19 protein-coding genes are annotated in these 20,382 nt (G+C 34.3%); 9 read left to right on the plus strand and 10 right to left on the minus strand.

The annotated features are described in order from the left end of the window. Positions 1–25: 25 nt before the first annotated feature. From OEV82_RS08495 to OEV82_RS08510, 4 genes are all read left to right on the plus strand, one after another. Positions 26–880 carry a 3-hydroxyacyl-CoA dehydrogenase family protein gene (locus OEV82_RS08495; protein WP_263061592.1) on the plus strand — a complete coding sequence of 285 codons (855 nt, stop codon included), beginning with the start codon at positions 26–28 and terminating at the stop codon, positions 878–880. 23 nt (positions 881–903) lie between these two features. Then, entirely contained in the window at positions 904–1,683 is a 780-nt protein-coding gene (locus OEV82_RS08500; RefSeq protein WP_263061593.1) for an enoyl-CoA hydratase/isomerase family protein, read from the plus strand. A gap of 15 nt (positions 1,684–1,698) precedes the next feature. Then, positions 1,699–2,880: an acetyl-CoA C-acetyltransferase gene (locus OEV82_RS08505; protein ID WP_263061594.1), complete on the plus strand. Its 1,182-nt coding sequence runs from the start codon at positions 1,699–1,701 to the stop codon at positions 2,878–2,880. A 338-nt stretch (positions 2,881–3,218) separates the two neighbouring features. Next, on the plus strand, positions 3,219–3,635 hold the full coding sequence (locus OEV82_RS08510) for an acyl-CoA thioesterase (RefSeq protein WP_263061595.1): 417 nt from the start codon (positions 3,219–3,221) through the stop codon (positions 3,633–3,635). Between the two features lie 491 nt (positions 3,636–4,126). Here OEV82_RS08510 and OEV82_RS08515 read toward each other — a convergent pair whose 3' ends face one another. The 3 genes from OEV82_RS08515 to OEV82_RS08525 all read right to left on the minus strand — a co-directional run bounded on the left by OEV82_RS08515 (position 4,127) and on the right by OEV82_RS08525 (position 7,142). After that, positions 4,127–5,410 (minus strand): phenylacetate--CoA ligase family protein, encoded by a 1,284-nt coding sequence (locus OEV82_RS08515; protein WP_263061596.1) that lies wholly within the window; start codon positions 5,408–5,410, stop codon positions 4,127–4,129. A 179-nt stretch (positions 5,411–5,589) separates the two neighbouring features. Beyond that, positions 5,590–6,375: an IclR family transcriptional regulator gene (locus OEV82_RS08520; protein WP_263061597.1), complete on the minus strand. Its 786-nt coding sequence runs from the start codon at positions 6,373–6,375 to the stop codon at positions 5,590–5,592. Next, complete coding sequence (locus OEV82_RS08525; protein ID WP_263061598.1) at positions 6,372–7,142, minus strand: IclR family transcriptional regulator; 771 nt, start codon at positions 7,140–7,142, stop codon at positions 6,372–6,374. Before OEV82_RS08525 ends, OEV82_RS08520 begins: the two co-directional genes overlap by 4 nt. A 208-nt stretch (positions 7,143–7,350) precedes the next feature. Here OEV82_RS08525 and OEV82_RS08530 point away from each other — a divergent pair, with 208 nt between their 5' ends. Both OEV82_RS08530 and OEV82_RS08535 read left to right on the plus strand, forming a co-directional pair. After that, positions 7,351–8,574, plus strand: a complete 1,224-nt coding sequence (locus OEV82_RS08530; RefSeq protein ID WP_263061599.1) for an FAD-dependent oxidoreductase — start codon at positions 7,351–7,353, stop codon at positions 8,572–8,574. 21 nt (positions 8,575–8,595) lie between these two features. After that, entirely contained in the window at positions 8,596–9,144 is a 549-nt protein-coding gene (locus tag OEV82_RS08535) for a hypothetical protein (protein WP_263061600.1), read from the plus strand. Between the two features lie 194 nt (positions 9,145–9,338). Here the strand turns inward: OEV82_RS08535 and OEV82_RS08540 are convergent, their stop codons facing one another. The 6 genes from OEV82_RS08540 to OEV82_RS08565 form a co-directional block, all read right to left on the minus strand. Beyond that, positions 9,339–10,463, minus strand: coding sequence for a cupin domain-containing protein (locus OEV82_RS08540; RefSeq protein WP_263061601.1), 1,125 nt, complete (start codon positions 10,461–10,463; stop codon positions 9,339–9,341). Positions 10,464–10,541: 78 nt separating this feature from the next. Continuing rightward, on the minus strand, positions 10,542–11,495 hold the full coding sequence (locus tag OEV82_RS08545; RefSeq protein WP_263061602.1) for a fumarylacetoacetate hydrolase family protein: 954 nt from the start codon (positions 11,493–11,495) through the stop codon (positions 10,542–10,544). 103 nt (positions 11,496–11,598) lie between these two features. Beyond that, on the minus strand, positions 11,599–12,873 hold the full coding sequence (locus OEV82_RS08550; RefSeq protein WP_263061603.1) for a TRAP transporter large permease: 1,275 nt from the start codon (positions 12,871–12,873) through the stop codon (positions 11,599–11,601). Next, positions 12,873–13,367, minus strand: a complete 495-nt coding sequence (locus OEV82_RS08555) for a TRAP transporter small permease (RefSeq protein ID WP_407672755.1) — start codon at positions 13,365–13,367, stop codon at positions 12,873–12,875. The genes OEV82_RS08550 and OEV82_RS08555 overlap by 1 nt, the downstream gene beginning before the upstream one ends. Next, complete coding sequence (locus OEV82_RS08560; RefSeq protein ID WP_263061605.1) at positions 13,345–14,391, minus strand: TRAP transporter substrate-binding protein; 1,047 nt, start codon at positions 14,389–14,391, stop codon at positions 13,345–13,347. The genes OEV82_RS08555 and OEV82_RS08560 overlap by 23 nt, the downstream gene beginning before the upstream one ends. 420 nt (positions 14,392–14,811) lie before the next feature. Continuing rightward, positions 14,812–15,162, minus strand: coding sequence for an IclR family transcriptional regulator (locus OEV82_RS08565; protein WP_263061606.1), 351 nt, complete (start codon positions 15,160–15,162; stop codon positions 14,812–14,814). Positions 15,163–15,463: 301 nt separating this feature from the next. On the opposite strand from OEV82_RS08565, the gene OEV82_RS08570 reads away from it, so the two are divergent. Further along, on the plus strand, positions 15,464–16,660 hold the full coding sequence (locus tag OEV82_RS08570; protein ID WP_263061607.1) for an FAD-dependent monooxygenase: 1,197 nt from the start codon (positions 15,464–15,466) through the stop codon (positions 16,658–16,660). A gap of 112 nt (positions 16,661–16,772) precedes the next feature. Here OEV82_RS08570 and OEV82_RS08575 read toward each other — a convergent pair whose 3' ends face one another. Then, complete coding sequence (locus OEV82_RS08575; RefSeq protein WP_263061609.1) at positions 16,773–17,528, minus strand: IclR family transcriptional regulator; 756 nt, start codon at positions 17,526–17,528, stop codon at positions 16,773–16,775. A 139-nt stretch (positions 17,529–17,667) separates the two neighbouring features. On the opposite strand from OEV82_RS08575, the gene OEV82_RS08580 reads away from it, so the two are divergent. Then, complete coding sequence (locus OEV82_RS08580) at positions 17,668–18,162, plus strand: DinB family protein (protein ID WP_263061610.1); 495 nt, start codon at positions 17,668–17,670, stop codon at positions 18,160–18,162. Positions 18,163–18,862: 700 nt separating this feature from the next. Beyond that, positions 18,863–20,185 carry an NADP-specific glutamate dehydrogenase gene (gene gdhA, locus OEV82_RS08585; protein ID WP_407672756.1) on the plus strand — a complete coding sequence of 441 codons (1,323 nt, stop codon included), beginning with the start codon at positions 18,863–18,865 and terminating at the stop codon, positions 20,183–20,185. The last annotated feature ends 197 nt before the right edge of the window (positions 20,186–20,382 follow it).

A 20,382-nucleotide genomic window follows, 5' to 3' on the forward strand; every position in this document is an offset into this window, starting at 1 on the left:
TTGATACTTAGAGGGGGGAATAGTCATGAAAATTAAAACAGTAGGTGTTGTCGGTGCAGGTTCAATGGGAAGTGGTATTGCAAATCTAGCTGCTATATCTGGCTACAAGGTAATTTTAAGAGATGTAGAACAACGATTTCTTGATAAGGGACTAACTCGAATCAATCAATTTATGGAAAAAAGTGTTTCCAAAGGAAAGTTAACAAAGGAAGAAAAAACAGAAGTATTAGGTAAAATTCATTCAACAACTGATTTAGAAGCATTAAATGAAGCTGACATTGTTATTGAAGCAATTATTGAAAATCTTGATGCTAAAAAAAGTGTTTTTGCTGAACTAGATCGGATCGTTCCAGAAGGGGTAATCTTAACGACAAATACATCTTCCATGTCGATTACGGAAATTGCAAGTGCTACAAATCGTCCAGAACGAGTTGCTGGATTACATTTTTTTAACCCAGCACAATTAATGAAATTAGTTGAAGTTGTACGTGGTTACAATACAAGTGATGAAACTGTCGAAGAGTTGAAAGCGTTCTCTAAAACATTAATGAAAGAGCCGGTTGTAGTAAATAAAGATATACCGGGATTTATTGTCAACCGGATAATGATTCCACAGTTTATTGAAGCAATCAGACTTTTAGAAGAAGGAGTTGCTTCTGCAGAAGATATCGATAAAGCTGTTAAACTCGGCTTAAATTACCCTATGGGCCCATTTGAATTACAAGACTATGCAGGTGTAGATATTGGTTATTATGTAATGGAATATATGGCCAAAGAGTTCAATGATACTCGTTTTGCACCACCAATGTTAATGAAACAATTGATGCGTGCAAATCGCTTAGGTAGGAAAACAAAGGCCGGTTTTTACGATTATGAGTAACTTTATAATAAGGAGGATACAAAATGATCTACGAATTTTTAACTTGTGAAATAGAAAATAAAGTAGCTTTAATCACCATTAACCGTCCGCCAGTAAATCCTTTAAACTCTCAAGTGTTTCATGAACTTGGACATATCGTCAGTAATTTAGAAGAAAATAAGAATGTCAGAGTAATTGTTATTACAGGCTACGGGACGAAAGCGTTTGTTGCTGGTGCAGATGTTAAAGAAATGGCTTCAAAAGATTTGGTTGGAATAAATTTAATGAACAAAAAGTCTCGTGCTATTTTTTCATTAATTGAAAATGTTAGTAAGCCGGTTATCGCTGCTATTAACGGTGTTGCGTTAGGCGGTGGATTTGAGCTCGCATTGGCTTGTGATTTAAGAATTGCTTCCGAACATGCTAAATTTTCTTTCCCTGAAACGGGGTTAGGTATTATCCCAGGTGGAGGTGGTACACAACGATTACAAAGGATCGTTGGACAAGGGATAGCAAAAGAACTGATATACTTTGGGGGGATGATTGATGCAAAGCGAGCTTTAGAACTTCATCTAGTGAATCGAGTTGTTCCTCAAGAAGAACTAATTGACGAAGCGTTAAAATGGGCAACAAAATTAACAGAAAAACCGGCTGTTGCTCTCGCAATGGCAAAGTCTTCAATAAATCACGGCGGTTATGTCGATTTAGAATCCGGTTTGACTATTGAAATGGCGAACTTCGCAACAGCTTTTGCTTCAGAAGATGCTAAAGAAGGAATTAGTGCATTTACAGAAAAAAGGAAACCGGTTTTTGTCGGCAAATAATGGAGGGTTGAATAGATGAAGACAAAAGAAATCGTTCTGCTTGATGGTGCACGGACTGCGTTTGTTAATTTCAACGGTTCTTTCAAAGATATAACCGCAACTGAATTAGGTGTGCACGCAGCGAAAGCAGCCATAAGAAAAGCAAATATTCGACCGGAAGATATTGGGCATGTTGTGTTCGGAAATGTTCAGCAGTCGAGTAGAGATGCACATTTACTAGCTCGCCATGTCGGATTAAAAGTTGGAACTCCACTACATGTTCCAGCAGTTACAATTAATCGCGTGTGTGGTACAGGTATTGAGGCTATTTTAGCGGGGGCACGTCATATACTTGCTGGAGAAGCAGAGGTTGTATTAGCTGGCGGTACGGAAAACATGAGCCAGGTCCCTCATGTAATACGTGGTATGCGATGGGGTTCACCGCTCGGTTCACCTAAAATTGAAGACTGGTTGTGGGATGGACTATTAGATACATACTGCGGTTTTAGTATGGCAGAAACTGCAGAGAACTTGGCGAAGAAATATAATATATCCCGGGAGGATGTAGACCGTCATGCATTATCTAGTCATGAACGAGCAATACAAGCTCGTGAAAAGGGGTATTTCCAAGAGGAAATCGTACCAGTGACATTAAAAACAAAAAATGGGGAAGTAGTCATCGACCAAGATGACCATATTCGGGAAACTAGTATGGAACTTCTATCAAAATTAAACCCTCGCTTTGTAGAGGGGGGAGTTGTAACACCAGGTAATGCGAGTGGTATGGTTGATGGAGCAGCAGCTGTTGTTATCGCTTCAGCTGAATTTGCTAAGAAAAATGGTTTAAAACCAATTGCAAAACTTATTTCTTGGGATGTAGTAGGGGTTGAACCTGAAATTATGGGAATCGGTCCAGTTCCTGCCATTAAAGGTGCAGTGAAAAAAGCTGGATTAACGATTAGTGAGATAGATTTAATAGAAATTAATGAAGCATTTTCCGCCCAATATTTAGCTTGCCAAAAGGAACTCGGTTTTGATCATGAGATTGGTAACGTAAACGGTGGTGCAGTTGCTATTGGTCATCCATTAGCAGCAAGTGGAACAAGAATTTCACTTTCACTAGTGTACGAATTGAGAAGACGGAATCAGAAATATGGTGTTTCATCTGCATGTATTGGAGGAGGCCAAGGAATTGCTGCATTGTGGGAAGCGCTTTAATAGGGAAATAGCTTAAAATATCAAAGTTTCATTTTTATAAATAGAAACAACGATGCTATAAAGCAAGAGGTATTTGACCTTTTCTTGGTCTAGTACCTCTTTACTTTCAGTATTTATATTTACAATGTATAAATTTCGTTAAGATAGGAAGGAAGTATGGAGAAAATAAAATTCATCGAAATAAGTATTTCTGCAGCTGTGTCTTCGGAATTCAACCGAAAACTAAAAGATACTCTCATTATAATGGAATTAATACGATTGAAGCAAAAATGCAGATGCAGTCTTAATATCCGGTTATTAATATAGTAGACTTCATTTATTTCCAGGAGGTATATAGTATGAAAAACATTCACAAATTAAAAGTATATTTTAGTGATACAGACGCTGCGGGAATTGTATATTATCCGAATTTTTATAAATGGATGGATCAAGCGACACATGAATTGGTTGAAAAAATGTATATTGATCCAAGAGTACTCAGACTGGAACACAATATCATCCTTCCATTATTGGAAACCGGTTGTAAACATAAATCTCCACTACTAGATGGAGATATAGTAGAAGTCCATTCACAAGTGGAGGAGATTCAAAATAAAGTGATTACAGTTAAACACGAATTTTTTAGAAATAACCAATTAGTTGCATCCGGATATGAAGTCAGAGCATGGACATTAAATAAAGATGGAAAATTAAAAGCAGTACCTGTACCTGATGAAGCTTGTGAAGCTTTCGGTCATCCCGTTCACTCTGTATAGCTATGCTTGATCAATGAAAAAGAAGACAAGTTGCTTAAACTGAAAAGGCCGTTGCCATTTTTTACGATAGTATATTGGCGGCGGCTATTATTTTTTATTAGAATAACCAGTTTCTTTTGAACGATGAAAAATTAATTTTCCAAAAAAAGTTATGTTTACAGATATAGGGCAAAGATTGAAGCAAACAAAACAGATGAAAAAACCTTGCGTATATGAAGAGGAAATTTGCAGCTTTGTCAAGTTGCTTCACTTACAAAGGAAGAAATAAATGAATGTACACTTGTTTAATAAAAACAGTATAATCGTTAAAAACACCATCAAAGTTCACTAAATTCAACGAATTCACTGAGTTTGAAACTGGGTGTTACTTTACTCGAAAGAGAATATGGTTTAGAATCTACCACGATAACGAGAAATAGAATCTTTAAGAGATAGACTGTCTAAAGAAGATAATGCTTTTAGACAGTCTATTTCAGTTTAAAATATGCATATTAAACTACTCTTACATGATTTCTCAAATCTAATACTCTCCGGCCTTTCAACTCAAAGCGAGGTAATCTTTCGACGACTTCGACTTGAATCCGGAGACCGATTCGCTGTCGTAAGAGAGTAGCCAACGTTTCTTTTAAGGAAGGTTCTCTTGTTTCTATTTGAACTTTTATTTGATCCATATTATCAATGGTGTAATATACAATCCTAAATTCTAATATTTCATCAAATTCGCGTATAATCGATTCAATGGATGAAGGAAAAATATTAATGCCTCGAATAACGACCATATCGTCTTTCCGACCGATTAACCCACCTGGAAGAAAAGTATACGTATTACCACAGGGACATGGAGTTGGATCAAACTTAACGAGATCTCCTGTGCGATAGCGTATCAGCGGATATCCATATCTACCTAAATTTGTCAGAACGAGCTCACCAGTATCACCCGGATCAACAGGTTCTAACGTGTCTGGATTAATGATTTCTGCAATGAATTCAGATTCATTAATATGTAATCCGTTTTGCATCTCACATGAATATCCGTAAGCTCCCATTTCAGTCATGCCAACATGATCAAAAACCTTCGCGCTCCAAGCTTCTTCAATTCTTTTTCTAATAGAAGGAATGGAGCCACCAGGTTCACCCGCAGTAATTATTTTTTGGATAGCCGTTTTTTTAAGATCCAAGTTCAGTTCTTTTGCAATCTCTACTAAATGAAGGGCATAACTTGGTGTACAAAGGAGTACAGTTGCTTCTAGTTCAACAATAGTTTGAAGTCGGTCCTTTGAGGTTTGACTGCCGGATGTAATCACTAAGGCACCTAATTTTTTTGCGGCTTCAAAACCACCCCAGAATCCAACGAAAGGACCAAATGAAAAGGCTAAAAAGACCCGGTCTGTTTCTTGAACTTTACTAGATTTCAGTACTTCAAGCCAGCAATTTTCCCACCATTGCCAGCTTGTTTTTGTATCAAGTATTTTCAAAGGACAACCAGATGTTCCAGAAGTTTGATGAAACCGATTGTAATATTGGAGAGGGTAAGAATGATTTCTTCCAAATGGAGGATAATCTTGTTGATCTTTTATTAGTTCTTCTTTTGTTGTAAAAGGTAAACTAGCCAAATCGTTTTTTGATTGTATGGGAATTGAAATGTTTGTTAATTTTTCTTTATAAAATTCGTTTTGTCGAACAATAAAGGCTAACATTTGGTTTAGTTTATGTAATTGATAGTCTTCCAATGAAGTTTCAAAATCATAAAATCTGTATTTCTTAACAGTTTTCAATTAAAACACCTCCTTAGTTTTAATATTTATATTATACTAAAAATTCTATAAATTTATCATGAAATTATAATAAATTCTGAAATAAAATTACTCTTTATGAGTTAAGCGTAATTTTTGAAAGCTAACAAATAGCAAAAAGGGTTGGCTAAATTGAAGGGATAGGTTAACGCTTAACTCTTTTATAGATTCTTAAAATAACCTAAATTAGATGAAATTTTACTGGCAGAATGTTTAATTTCATTAATAAATGTTGGCAGTTTTTCTTCCGTAATTCGCTTTACACTTCCGATTACAGTCAGAGAGGCGATAACATGTTTCTCGTGATTTCGGATTGGTGAGGAAATACTAATATAATTTTCAAAATAAGAAGAAGTGAGTACACAATAATCTTGATCACGTATTTGTTCCAAGAGTTGATATAGTTGGTCTGGTTTGGTAAAGGTATATGGTGTAAATGCAAAAAATTTTTGATTTAAATACTGTTTTATAAACGTTTCTTCTTGAAAAGCAAGAATACATAATCCTTCACTCGTGCAGTGGATAGGACTTGTTCTGCCAATTTGTGTTACAAGTCGATCTTCTGGATGAAGTGTTTCCGTACGATATAAATAAACAACTTTATTATTCTCCATATGACAAATATGTGCTGTTTCATTTAACTTTTTTGAAAGAGATTTGATGATAGGTAACGATTCTTTATATAATTCTAGATGACTATAAATTGCCCCTCCTAAGCTTAATATCCTGAGTCCTAATCTGTAGTGATTTGTTTTTGGATTTTTACTGAGAAAACCTTCTTCCTTCAATGTTGATATAAGCCGATGAACAGTGCTTTGTGGCAAATCAAGTAGATGGACAATTTGAGTAAAACTCAATTCTTTCTGTTTAAAAGAAAATAGGCGTAATATGCGCATTGCATTTATTACTGATGACAACGTTTCCTTGTTTTTTTGTATATGTGTCATGTATGAGCACCGCACTTTCTAATGGTAATAATCCGCTGCAATTCTTTAGCGGCATTTTGTAATTGATAGAGGTAATTTTTCCTGTTTTTTGAAGAAGATATTCGATAAGATGCCCCAGTGATACTAAGTGAAGCAAACACAATATTTTTTTCATTGTAAACAGGTAATGCAATTTCCATTTCGCTGTCATTATCTCCAAATACCGACATTGCATATCCTACCTTTTTTATTCTCTTAAGTTTATTTTGAAGATGCTCGGTCTTAGCCACCATTTTTCGTCGTTCTTTATACAGCTGGTTGGATATATCTTGATTAAAGGCGAGAATCACTAGACCTGAGGCATTTGTTGTTGCTAGATATCTTGTCCCTTGTTTTATATTTGTTTCAGATGGGTATAAACCTTCTTTTGATTGCAAATAAACGACTTGTGATCCTTCTATTATACTAAGATGTGAACTTTCTTTAGTTTTCGCAGTAACAGCATTTAATAGTGGTATAACTTCAGTAACTATTGGAATTTGAGAATTAACAATATTTGCAAGAAATAATATAGATGAACCTAAACTATATAAATTTGTATTAGGATCTTTATAAACCATTTCTTCTTGAACGAGTGAAGTTAGGAGTCGATGGGCTGTACTTTTCGCTACTCCTAATCTTTCGGATATATCTGTAAGACTGATCTCGGGTTGTTCAATTGAAAAAAGCTTTAAAATACTTAAAGCATTTTTTAATGAGGAATTTTGTTTTCTATCGATTGATATCACCTCCTACATATCACAGGCTTATATATTGAAATTATAAAACTAGCAAAATATATCGTCAATTCAGTGGTTAGAGTGTTAATTAATATAATAAATTCATAAAAAAATTGCTGTTTTCCATATAGCGGAACAATAGTATAGAAAAAGAGAAAATCCATTTTTATAATTAATTACAATTAATGAACATTTCGTTTAAAGGGAGGGGTATATATTGAAGAATCAATATGAAGCGATTGTTGTAGGTGCCGGTCCAGTTGGATTAACAGCTGGTCTAGCTCTTCAAAAAAAAGGAATCTCTTGTGTTGTAATTGAAGCTAATGCCAAAGATGCTCCACGTCCAGGAAGTAGAGCTATTTACCTTCATAATGCGACATTACAATTATTAGAAGATACGCACAAAGGACTTGGGTTTAAGTTAGCAAAAGATGGAGTCATTTGGCCGATTAAAAGGACTTTTTATAAAGGGAAAGAAATTTACGTAAGAAATTATGGGATTACAGATGTAAATAATTCAGAAAAACTACCTCACTTTTCTTCATTACATCAACATGTAATTGAAACTCATCTATACAACGCATGTGTTGAAGCGGGAGTAGAGTTTATTTATGAACAACCGGTTGAAAAGGTTGATATTTCTGATGAAGCAGTAAAGATTACAACAGCAACAGGGGAATTATATTACGCTCAATATGTTATAGCCGCTGATGGGGCACGATCTGTAGTACGTAGTGAAGCTGAATTAAAATTAGAAGGTCCACGAACGCAAGATACATTCTTAGTTATCGATTTAAAGGAAGATGAAGAAGATCCAATGCCACTTGAACGCATATTTCATTATCATCATCCAGCAATGGGTGGTCGAAATGTGTTATACGTTCCTTTTAAAGGAGGATGGAGAGTAGATTTACAACTGTTTTCCAATGATAACGTGGATGATTTTGTAAGTATCGAAGGTGTAAAATCCTGGATACCGAAAGTAATGGACCCGAAATATGCGGATAGGATAACTTGGGTTTCATCTTATCGTTTCCACCAAGCTGTAGCGAATTCTTTTACAGATGTAAAAAGAAGAGTTCTTTTAGCTGGTGAAGCTGCACATTTATTTGCTCCATTTGGTGCTCGCGGATTAAATTCAGGTGTTCCTGATGCAATAGTAGCTGTACGTGGAATTGAAAAAGCTTTGAAAGCTTTGACTGAAGATGAAAGACGTGAACATATTGAAAAAGCAGCTCATGAACGTCGTATTGCCGCTAAATGGAATCGTAATGCTTCTACAATAGCTCTTCATCATATTCAAGGTAATTCCAAAGAGATGAATATGAAAAGGGAACTTGCTGCATCTCTCGCATCCATATCACCACGACTGGGACGCTGGCTTGATGAGGGGCCATATGGTCCAAAATTTGGTCCGCCAGAATTGACAACGAAATATTAATAAAGGATCGGAGGGAGTGCAATGGGAGGTATTTATAATGTGTTGAAATTGTCAATAGCTGAGGATTTATCTACACTTTCTGAAAAGTTGTGTTCAATCGAATGGTATCGTAAGGCTTGTATCCAGGATCAACAAACTGAAGAACTTTTTTATGAGTTTTGCCAACTATTAAAGATTAATGATTATCAGTTCCAATGGGTTAAAAAAGAGGAGCTATCTGAAAAAATAAAAGGAATAGACTTTGAGGGAAGCCAACTCTGGGAAGGAATAAAAGATTTACCTGATCGATTTAAAGTGAGAATTAATACCAAAGGATTAAACAAAGCTTTAGAAAAAATTGTTGATCATTTACCTGAATCGATTTTTCATCCTGCTTTTGACGGTGCATTCCGGCAGTTTCAAGAAGAAAAAATAGTGAACCATTTGACAGTAGCTGCTATGTATATTAGCTTACTAATTTGCTGCGCATATCTTGCAGGTGAAGAGAGTTTATTTGAACCGATTCTTCGTATCTTAGAATCCGGCCATGCTCCAATAGGAATGGAAGGAAACATTGTGTATTTTATATAGAATGATGAACTATTGATCGTACTTTTTCGCTGATTAAAAATCCCCATAACAAGGTACGATACACCCCAAGTTAAGATTAAACAACTTTTGGGGTGTATTTTTTTGTCATTATAAAAAGAATCTAAAGAACCTTTTGTTATATTGTATAATTTAACAAAGTTCTCACAACAAATGAGTGAGGACTTTTAAAAATATTACCGAAAAGCAGCTTTAAATTCACCAGTAATTGTTTGATGACCATTATTTGTTTCTAATGTTTGTTCTTGTTCAAGTTCAAATCGTTCCATTATCGGTAAGTCATTCACTGAGAATAGATAAGAATCTTCGTCAGCGACATGCTCATACCAAGCCCAGTTTGGTACAACGAAGTAATCCCCTTTTTTCCAATCAAATCGTACACCATTAATAACAGAGTAACCAGTTCCTTTATGAACATGATAAACTGTAGAATGAGTGTGGCGTAATGCTTTTGTATGGAACCCTTCAGGTAAAAATTGCAATCTTGTTCCTAAAGTAGGGTTCGCTGATTTACCTGTAGAAGGGTTGATATATTCTACTGCATATCCATGATAAGGATCAGGATCGAATTCCATTAGTCCCTTTATACCATTAACTGTACGTTCCCATTTATAATTAGCAAGTGGGGCTACTGTATACTTGTCATCGCCAACAGGGCGGACCATACCACCGCGATAACGTTTTTCAGTAAAATTATCTGGGATATTTGGTTGTTGCAACCCATCTTCATAAGGTTCGAAGAATGTACCACCAATACTATAAATTGTTGGTATATCAAGTGCATCCATCCAAATCATTGGACCTTCACCTAGATGTTCATGTCCATGCCATAAATTTTTTGGAGTTATTAGAAAATCACCTTCTTCCATAAAAATGCGTTCACCTTCAACAATGGTATATGCTCCCGAACCTTCGGAAATGAATCGTAGAGCACTTTGAGAATGACGATGTGAAGGAGCCTTTTCACCCGGTAATAATAATTGAACAGCGGCGTAAATTGTTTGAGTTGTTGAAGCCCACCCCCATGGTTTACGATATGTTAAACCTGGATTTTGGAAATAGATTGCACGACGTTCGCCACCGCGTTCAGGGGTAAAAATATCTGCTGCTTCTTTTAATTTCTTTTTGATTAGCTCATCACTCCAAAGATAGGCTTCTGCTTGTGGCTTTGGTGTTTTGTTCATAATTTCTGGAATCGCTTCCCAAAGTGGTCCTAAATTGTACTGTTGAATATCTTTTGTGAAATCGGTTACAACGGTACTTTTCATAAATTCTTTTAATTCATGATTTAATTCAGCCATTCTATATTTCTCCTTTTCTCAAATTATTTATTTTAAGAGGGGAGTGTGAGATCACTCATCAAGAATCCCCTTCAATCATTAGGTAACTTTAGTCAATACTTCAACTTTCTTCACTTTATTTTCAAGTACCCCAATTTTATCAATTTCGATCGTAACAACATCCCCGTCTTTTAAGAATTGCGGAGGGTCCATTGCTACTCCAACACCACCAGGCGTTCCAGTTAAGACAACGTCACCAGGTTCCAAAGTCATTAAACTAGATAGGAATGATACGAGTTTCTTCGTATCGAATACTTGATTTGACGTATTTGTTTGTTGACGTACTTCATCATTTACTTTTAAAACGATATCTAAGCCAGACGGATCTGATAATTCATCAGAAGTTACTAGATATGGACCCATTGGTGCAGTACCATCCACTGTTTTACCTTGCAACCATTGTATTGTACGACGTTGGATATCTCGATATGTAACATCATTTGTAATTGTATATCCAGCTACATAATTAAGGGCTTCTTCTTCTGAAACGTTACGTGCTTTTTTACCAATTACAAAGGTAAATTCCGCTTCATAGTCCAATTGTTTTGAAATTGGATAAAATGGAATATCATCTTCTGGTCCGAGAATGGTATTTGCAAATTTTGCAAAAATAACTGGATACGAAGGTAACTCACGTCCCATTTCTAAAATATGTTCACGATAATTATGACCTACACAAATTATCTTTCCAGGATTACGTACAGGTGCTTCTATTTTTACTTCATTTCGATTGTATATGGCTTTTTTATCGAAACTGTCTGGGTTCTCTAAAATGAAGTCAATTCCAGTTTGGGCTAATTGAATAGATTCTTTTCCACCTTGATACAATTCGTCGGTATTGTCTGGAACATAAGCATGGGCAATTTCTTTATAACGATATTTTCCTTTTGCTTTCAAGAAGGCTTGAAATGCATAGTTAAGATCAATAATCTTTTCACCGACAATAGCTCCAGATCGAGTAACACCTGTTACCGTATAATTAATAAGTTTCATCGTTAACCCCCTTATTTGTTCACTTATAGTGAAATGAGTTTCATATATATCTTAAGATTAATATGACTTATTAAAAAAGTCAATAAATTTAGTTTGCTAATAATTAGTTAAATATACTCGGCAACCACGTAACGATTTGCGGTGCGTATGAAATAATAAAAAGTGCAACAATACTAGCAAGTAAGAAGGGCCAAATGGCGCGTACTAATCGTTCTAGTTTAATATTTGTTAGTGAAGAAGCAATAAATAATCCTGTCCCAACCGGAGGTGTCAATAATCCAATAGTTAAGTTAATACAAATAATAACCCCAAAGTGAACGGGATCAATATTATAATTTATGATTAAAGGCATAAATATAGGTACAAGTATTATTAGGGCTGCAATGCCATCTAGAAACATCCCTACGATCAACAAAAAGATGTTTACAATTATTAAAAAGATCAACGCGTTATCTGTTAAAGAGGTCATCCATGTTGCAATTTGTTGTGGTATACGTTCAAAGGCTAATACCCAACCAAAAATATTTGCCATGGCAATTAGCATTGTTATCGTAGCTGTCGTTATTGCTGTGTTTATTAAAATCCTCGGAATGCTTTTTAACTTAATTTCTTTATACAAAAAACCCCCTACGAATAAAGCAATAATACATGCAATGGAGGCTGCTTCTGTGGCAGTAAAAATACCTGTTAATATTCCGACTATAATAATTATAGGAACAAGCAATGCAGGAATTACTGAAATAAATGATTTGAACATTTGAGATACAGTCGATCTAGTTAATGTTGGCCATTGATGCTTTGTGCCAAAGTAACCAATTAGAACGATAAATAAAAACGTAATTAATATTCCCGGAAATACTCCACCTAAAAACATGTCTCCGATTGATGTTCCAGAGGTAACACCGTATATAATAAACATCATACTAGGTGGAATAATGGGACCGAGTATACCTGCAGAAGCGGTGGTAGCTGTCGCAAATTCTTTCGAGTATCCTTCTTTTTCCATAGAAGGAACCATAATTTTACTCATCATTGCAATTTGAGCCGTTGCCGAGCCTATAATTGAGGCTAAAAGAACATTGGAAACAACATTTACATAAGCTAAACCACCACGAAAATGTCCGACCATTGTTTTTGAAAAGTTGACTAAGCGAGAAGTAATCCCACCAGAATTCATTAATTCTCCTGCTAGCATAAACATAGGGATAGCAAGAAGTCCATAACTTTCTAATCCTGAAAATAATCGTTGTGGTGTTGCATCTAAGAGTCCAAAGTTAGCAGATAAAAATATATAGAAAAATGTTGTAATACCTAGCACAAAACTAATTGGTATTTGTAAAAGGAGAAGAATTATGAAAGCAATGAGTGCAAATATCATTACGTTTCAGCACCGCCTTTACTTTTTAAATTCGAAAATATTAAGTCTACTAAATGAACCAACATAAAACTAAAACTAACGGGAATACTTAAATAGCCGTATATCATCGGCATTCCGATAGATGCAGTTTTTTGTAATGCAATATTTGGAGAAGATAACCAACCAAATGAGATATATACGATCGTTCCAACAAATAATAATGTGATTGTTATTCCTAAGAGTGTGAATATTTTTCTAGGTTTATCGTTTAGTCGTTCAATCAAAAATGTAATTGCTGCCAAATTGTTTAATTTTACCCCCATACTGCCGCCGATAAATGTAATCCAAACAAGACAAAGAATGGCCACTTCATCAGACCAAACGAGTGGTGATTTCAATACATATCGAAAGACGACCCCAGCAGATAAAGAAGATAGCATAACTGTGCAAAGTATCATAGCAACTACTTTTTCTACTTTGAAAATCCAATTGCTAAGTTCCTTTATTATATTCAACTTTTTCACCCCTTAATTGATTGGCTTTTTCTACAAATCTCTTAATCAATTCATTTTTTTTCGTGTAAGTGTTTATCACATGTTCTTTTGCATCAAGAAATGGTGAAAAGTCTTCTATTTCAGTTACATTAACTCCTGCATCTTTTAATTTTTTCAGTGTTTCTGTTTCACGTTTAATCGTTTCTTCATTTGCCCAGGCAATGGCACGTTTCGCTGCTTCATCAACTATAGCTTGGTCAGTTTTTGAAAGTTCGTTATACACTCTTTTACTAATTACAAACAATGCTGGGAAGGTCATATGGTTGGTTATTGTTAAATGATCAGCTGTTTCGTAGTATTTTTCAGTCATTAATGCATCGAGGTCGATATCCATTCCGTCTATAACTCCGGTTTGTAATGCGGTATATACTTCTGACAGTGGCATTGCAGTAGGTCCGGCTCCCAAATGTTCCCAAAACATCTGCATAATAGGACTTCCAAGAATACGTACTTTTTTCCCATCTAAATCATCAGGTGAATGGACAAAATCATCTGAAAGCAAAATGTGCCGATTGCCAGCAAAAATAAATCCAAGTCCTTTTACACCTTGTTTATTTAATGTTTCTAGCAATGCTTGACTTTCTTCAGTTTCTGTCATTGCAATTGCTTCCTCAATAGTAGGAAATGTAAAGGGTAAAAACCATGCATTAAGTGATTCCTCTCTAGTACTCATATAACCATTTGTAAGGATTGCAGCATCTAAAGCGCCAGTTTCAAGTAATAGCATGTAGTCTTTTTCTTGACCTAATTGTGAAGAAGGGTAAAGGTTTACAGTAAATCTGCCTTCGGACAATTTTTCTAATTCCTCGCCAAATTTAACTGATGCTTGATGCCAAATGTGAGTTTCTTGCGTGACATGAGCGATTTTAAACTCTTTTTTATTCGAGTTTAAAGCAGTACTACTGATTGAGCAGCCTGTTAAAAGGATTAGGAAAATCGTTAAGAATATAAATTGTACAAGATTTTTAGAGATCTTTTTTTTCATGTAAAATCCCCCTTGTTCCCGTGATCAATACTAGTTTCGAATAAAAACGCTTACTATTGATAAAAAATAAGTTCTCTTTAAGAGAACTTAGTGAACTAATAATACAAATAATAAATAATTGTCGAAAAATTGTCAATTTATATTTTCTTTTTGAATAACCGAAATGCTTGGATATTTGATATGCATGTTTTAAGACAAAGGTACTAATCTGGTGATCACGAGTTTTCGAAACCGCTGACCGTTGTAATTGCACCTAGTATTCTTCAAAGTTTAAAATAGGGACACTGAAAGAGGAAATATATTTCATTAAAGGTTCAATGTTAGATACAAAGTGATATTTTTGCGTATTTTCTTGAGCCTGTCGTATCGTTTGCATGTCTTTATTATTATATTTTTTCTTTTCAGTTTCCAACCATAATGTCAAAGGTACTTCATTCTCAAATGAGGAGAAAACGCCCCCTGTAGAAGAGAATAGGGCAATGTTGAACCAATTTGTGCACCAATATTAATTCCATATTCTGCACTTGAAATGTAGGATACGATCGGTCCTTTAGGTGTAGGTATGGCTAGCAATGCTGTAAAATTTGTTTGCTCACTTATTTTCTTTAAATAAGGTATTGAGATTTCAATTAAAGGTGATTTTCTAGTTGCTACATATCCGAGTTGAATTAACTTTGGACCAAGAGAATGCGTATTAGTCGATGGATTTTGGGAAACAACACCAAATTCACAAAGTGTAAATAAATGCTTATGTAAATTGCTTTTTGTCATTGATGTTAAGTTTTGAATGTCTGTAAATTTTAACGTTCTTTTTCATTTACAATAATTTCCAAAAGGGTTAGACCTATTTGTAATGATTGAATTACCGTAGGTTTAGTTTCAGCCAACATCATAGATACTTCCTTCTAAAACCGAATGAACTACATTATAGTAAAAAAACGTATTTTTATAAAAATTTTAAAAATATAGAATTATATTATTGACGAAGTTGTTATTGTTATTATAAAGTTCTTGTTAAGAGAACGTAGTTCTCTAAAGGTGGAAATATTTTTCGGACAAGGGGGAAATGTTTGTGTCGAATATAAGCGATGTTATTGTGGTTGGAGGAGGAATAGGTGGTTTAGCTGCAGCTTTATCCGTTCATAAAAACACAGGAAAATCCATTTCGGTATTTGAACAGGCTCCTGAATTTGGCGAAGTTGGTGCGGGAATTCAATTAGCACCAAATGCGTTAGAGGTTTTAGAATATCTAGGTGTGAAAGAAGAAGTATTAAAATATGCTGTATTACCAAAACGTTTAGTATTAAAAGATGTTTATACAGCAAAAGAATTTGCTAGTTTAGATTTAGGAGAAGATTTTCAAAAAAAATTCGGTCAACCATATATTGTTTTACATCGTTCAGATTTACATCGTGTTTTGTTTGAGGCGTGTCGAAATTATGAAAATATTAGTTTTTTTAACAATCAAATTATTCAAAGTGCAGAACAACATGATAATATTGTAGCTATTGCTAATCAATATGGTGAAACTTTCACTGCTGAAGCAGTTATTGGTGCTGACGGAATTAAATCAAAAATCCGTAAAAGATTTTCTAATGACGATCCAGTAAATTCTACATATGTTGCGTATCGTGGAACGATTCCAATTGAAGAGATTTCCGGAGATGTAGATATGGACGATGTTATCATGTGGATCGGTCCTAATTTACATATGGTACAATATCCAGTTCGTCGTGGGAAATTATATAATCAAGTTGTTGTTTTCAAATCCTATGATGCGACAAAAGAAAACTGGGGTAATCCTGAGGAAATGGAAAAACGATTTGAAGGAGCACATCCAAAGGTTAAAAACGCATTGAAATTTATTAATCGTCAATTCCGTTGGCCAATGTACGACCGTAATCCTATAGAAAATTGGTCAGAAGGAAACATCACTTTATTAGGGGATGCAGCACACCCAATGTTACAATACCTTGCCCAGGGTGCCGTACAAGCGCTGGAAGATTGTTATGTTTTAGGTGAGCAATTAAAAATACATGATTCTTACGAAGTTGCGTTTAAAAAATACCAAGAGATTCGTATTCCTCGTTCAGCAATGGTTCAAACAAGTGCACGAAACTGGGGAGAAATTATACACGCAGAAGATAAGATAACCATAATGTTGCGTGATGCTCTATTTGAAAAACATACCCCCAAGGATTACCATGTAGTTGACTTTTTATATGGAATATTTAATAAATATAAAGCAGAAAAATTCATTAACGTATAAGGGGTGAGAAAATAATCTGAGACATAAGAAAAGTTATAAATACTATTATTCATCATAATGGTCTCAGATTATTTCTACTATTAGAAAAGTATGCACAAAGATATTATAACTTTTACTTTCCTTTATACCCAAATATATTGGACATTTCTTTAGTTATATTGATCACCTTTTGAACGATTTCCGAAGAAACTGCTCTTGGCACTTCTTCAGTAAATCCAATAATAGCAACGGCAGCAATTAGTTCATTTTTATAATTTAGAATCGGTAAGCTCCATGATGATACATGTTTTATTAACGGTTCTATCGCAAAAGCAACATGTTGTTCGCGGATATTTTCAAGTTCTTTTTTTAATTGATCAAGGTCTAAATCAGGATTATTTTCAGTCTCTTTCTTTATCCACTCATAAACTTCTTTTGAATTTGCAAATGCAGCAAAAATTTTTCCAGCAGCACTCATTATAGGGAGTTTAGTTCCTATTTGTGCTCCGATGTTTAAACCATAATTTGTATTCCAAATATTCGTTATGGTAGGAGAATCGTTTAACCAAATTGATAGAGAAGTAGACATGTTAGTAAGATCACTAATTTCTTTACAATACGGTTTTAATTTACTAATAGGGTCATGATTTTTTATTGTAGCATTTCCATATTGTAGAAGCTTATAACCGAGTGAATAATCTCCTTGACGAGGATCTCGGTATAATACCTCTAATTGAGTTAGTGTATTTAAATATTTATAAAGATTACTTTTAGACAGACCTGATAATTCTTGAATTTCAGTGAATTTTAAAGGGGTATCGCTATTAGCAATAATATTAATTATATTAAATCCGTGAATAAGCGAACCAATAGTAGTTGATTTATCCATTGTCAAACTCCTTTCAATTGAGCAAAAAACACATACAAATTCATTTTAGTAGTAATTGATTGAATTCTCAATTAATATTAATTTATCATTAAAGTGAATAAAATTCACTATTAATAAAAAATGGAGGGAGAAATTTAAAATGGCAACTGTTGTACTTAAGGGTAAGATTGATATATTCAAAAAGAGTATTAATGATATGATCAACATTTTAAATCAAACAGAAGATGCAATACTATACATTAAACCTTCAGAAAAAGAATGGTCAGCTATGCAAATCGTTGCTCATGTATTAGAAGCCGTTAATTTCTGGTTAGAAGATTTAGAAGCGTTACTTATTGTACCTGGGGCAAAATGGGGGCGAAATCATGAACATGTTAGAAGACTTGCTGCAGTCGATGAAAATGTAGTTGCTCTATTGAAAAAAGAAGATGCCATACAGCGATTACAGGATTTAGTATCTAGAGTGGAGCGTACATTTAAAAAATTAAAGGAAGAAGATTTAGACAAAACCGCACCAAGCTATAATCCAAATTTTGATGGAAAACCCTTATCATTCATTGTTGACCATCTCATTGTAGAACATGTTGTAGGTCATTATGGACAAATTGTTCGTCATTTAGCTAAAGTTCAATAAGTTAGAAAATATTCTAGTCCATCATATGTTATTTATTAACGTATGATGGACTATTTTTTTCTAGATTAAAAGATTGAATACATTTTTCAACATATATATTAAATTTTTACAATATGCAAGCAATTACTGAATTTTGTTATTAGACTTAACAAATAAGAAAAAAAATTTACTTTTTATCGAGCTAATAGTGTCACCGTCTTATGAATATCTTGTGAATTTCAAAAATATTGAATTAATTAAAATACTACATTAGTAAAAGATAACAAAACAATACAAGAATTCTTTGGGTTATCTTTTGCTGGATTGCGGAAATCATACTTTAAATATAAGTTTTCCTCTTATTATTTCCTTCATTTTTTGAATGAATGATGGTTAAGAAAACAAAAGATATTTTACCTATAAAACGTTATAGGTGAATTTAATTTTTTAAAATTTAGACTGTAAATACTTGAGTAATAGAAATGAAAGTTTATAAATATAAAAGATAAATAGTGAATGTTTATCGTTACATATAATTATCTTGAAAAAATGTTAATATAAAACCATCTTGATTAGATATTGGTTTAATACAGAATTCATATTGATTTTATATCGATAAAGTAAGAAAATTTAAAATAAGATTTATCGTTTTTGGAAGGAGTGGAGATATATGGCAATAGTAAGTCAAAATGAAAAACAATTGGTAGCTGAAAGTTATATAATGAACGTATATGATCAAATTAAACAACGAAATGCGAATCAACCTGAATTTTTACAAGCTGTAAAAGAATTATTTAAAACGATTCAACCGGTGTTTGTGCAACATCCTGAATATATAAAATATGGAATCTTAGAAAGAATTACGGAACCTGATCGAATTATTTCTTTCCGAGTATCTTGGGTTGATGATCGGGGAAAAGTTCAAGTGAACCGTGGATACCGTGTTCAATTTAATAATACGATTGGACCTTATAAAGGTGGTATTCGTTTTCATCCTACAGTTAACGAAAGTATTATAAAGTTTTTAGGTTTTGAACAAATCTTTAAAAATGCACTAACTGGCCTTCCAATTGGAGGAGGTAAAGGAGGGTCAGATTTCGATCCAAAAGGAAAATCTGATCAAGAGATAATGCGTTTTTGCCAGGCGTTTATGACGGAATTAAGCAAATATATTGGCCCTGATATCGATGTACCAGCTGGTGATATAGGTGTTGGAGCAAGGGAAGTTGGTTACATGTTCGGTCAGTATAAAAGGTTGAATAGTTATCAAGCTGGTGTATTAACAGGTAAAGGCGTTGGTTATGGAGGTAGCTTAGGTAGAACAGAAGCAACGGGTTATGGAACCGTATATTTTGTGGAAGAAATGTTAAAAGAAAAGGGACTTTCTTTTGAAGGAAGTACAGTCGTTGTATCTGGTTCAGGAAATGTTGCTATTTATGCAATGGAAAAAGCTGAATCTTTAGGTGCTAAAGTTGTTGCATGTAGCGATTCGAATGGCTATATTTACGATCCGGATGGCATAAAGCTTGAAACTGTAAAAAGAATTAAAGAAGGAGAAAGAGGCCGAATTAAAGATTATACAAATGAACATCCACATGCTGAATATTTTGAAGGTTGTAATGGAATTTGGTCCATACCTTGTGATATTGCTTTACCTTGTGCAACGCAAAACGAGATCGACGTAGAGTCTGCAAACATTCTTATTCAAAATGGTGTGAAAGCTGTTGGTGAGGGCGCTAATATGCCTTGCTCTTTAGAAGCTACGGATTTATTCCTCGAAAATGATGTATTATTTGGTCCAGCAAAAGCTGTTAATGCAGGTGGGGTAGCTGTTTCTGCATTAGAAATGTCACAGAATAGTATGCGTTTATCTTGGACATTTGAAGAAGTTGATGAAAAATTAAGAGAAATTATGAAAAATATTTATCGTAAAAGTGTTACTTGTGCTGAAAAATATGGTTATCCTGGTAATCTTGTTGCCGGTGCAAATATAAGTGGATTTTTAACGGTAGCAGAAGCCATGATGGCACAAGGTGTTTATTAAGATAGCGTCTGCTAAATTTTTTAGCAGACGACAGCTTGTAGACAAAGTCTCTAACTAGTGGCCAAATCTACAGGTTTTTTTGTATAATAGGGATAGAATTCTTGGTTAACGGGGGAAATTTAGGATGTTATCGAAGCGTACAGACAATAATCGAAATCAATTGGAAATGGTGGCTCTTGATCAATTGGTTCCAGAAG

This window comes from Pallidibacillus thermolactis (assembly GCF_025660415.1).
GTDB classification, from domain to species: domain Bacteria; phylum Bacillota; class Bacilli; order Bacillales; family Caldibacillaceae; genus Pallidibacillus; species Pallidibacillus thermolactis.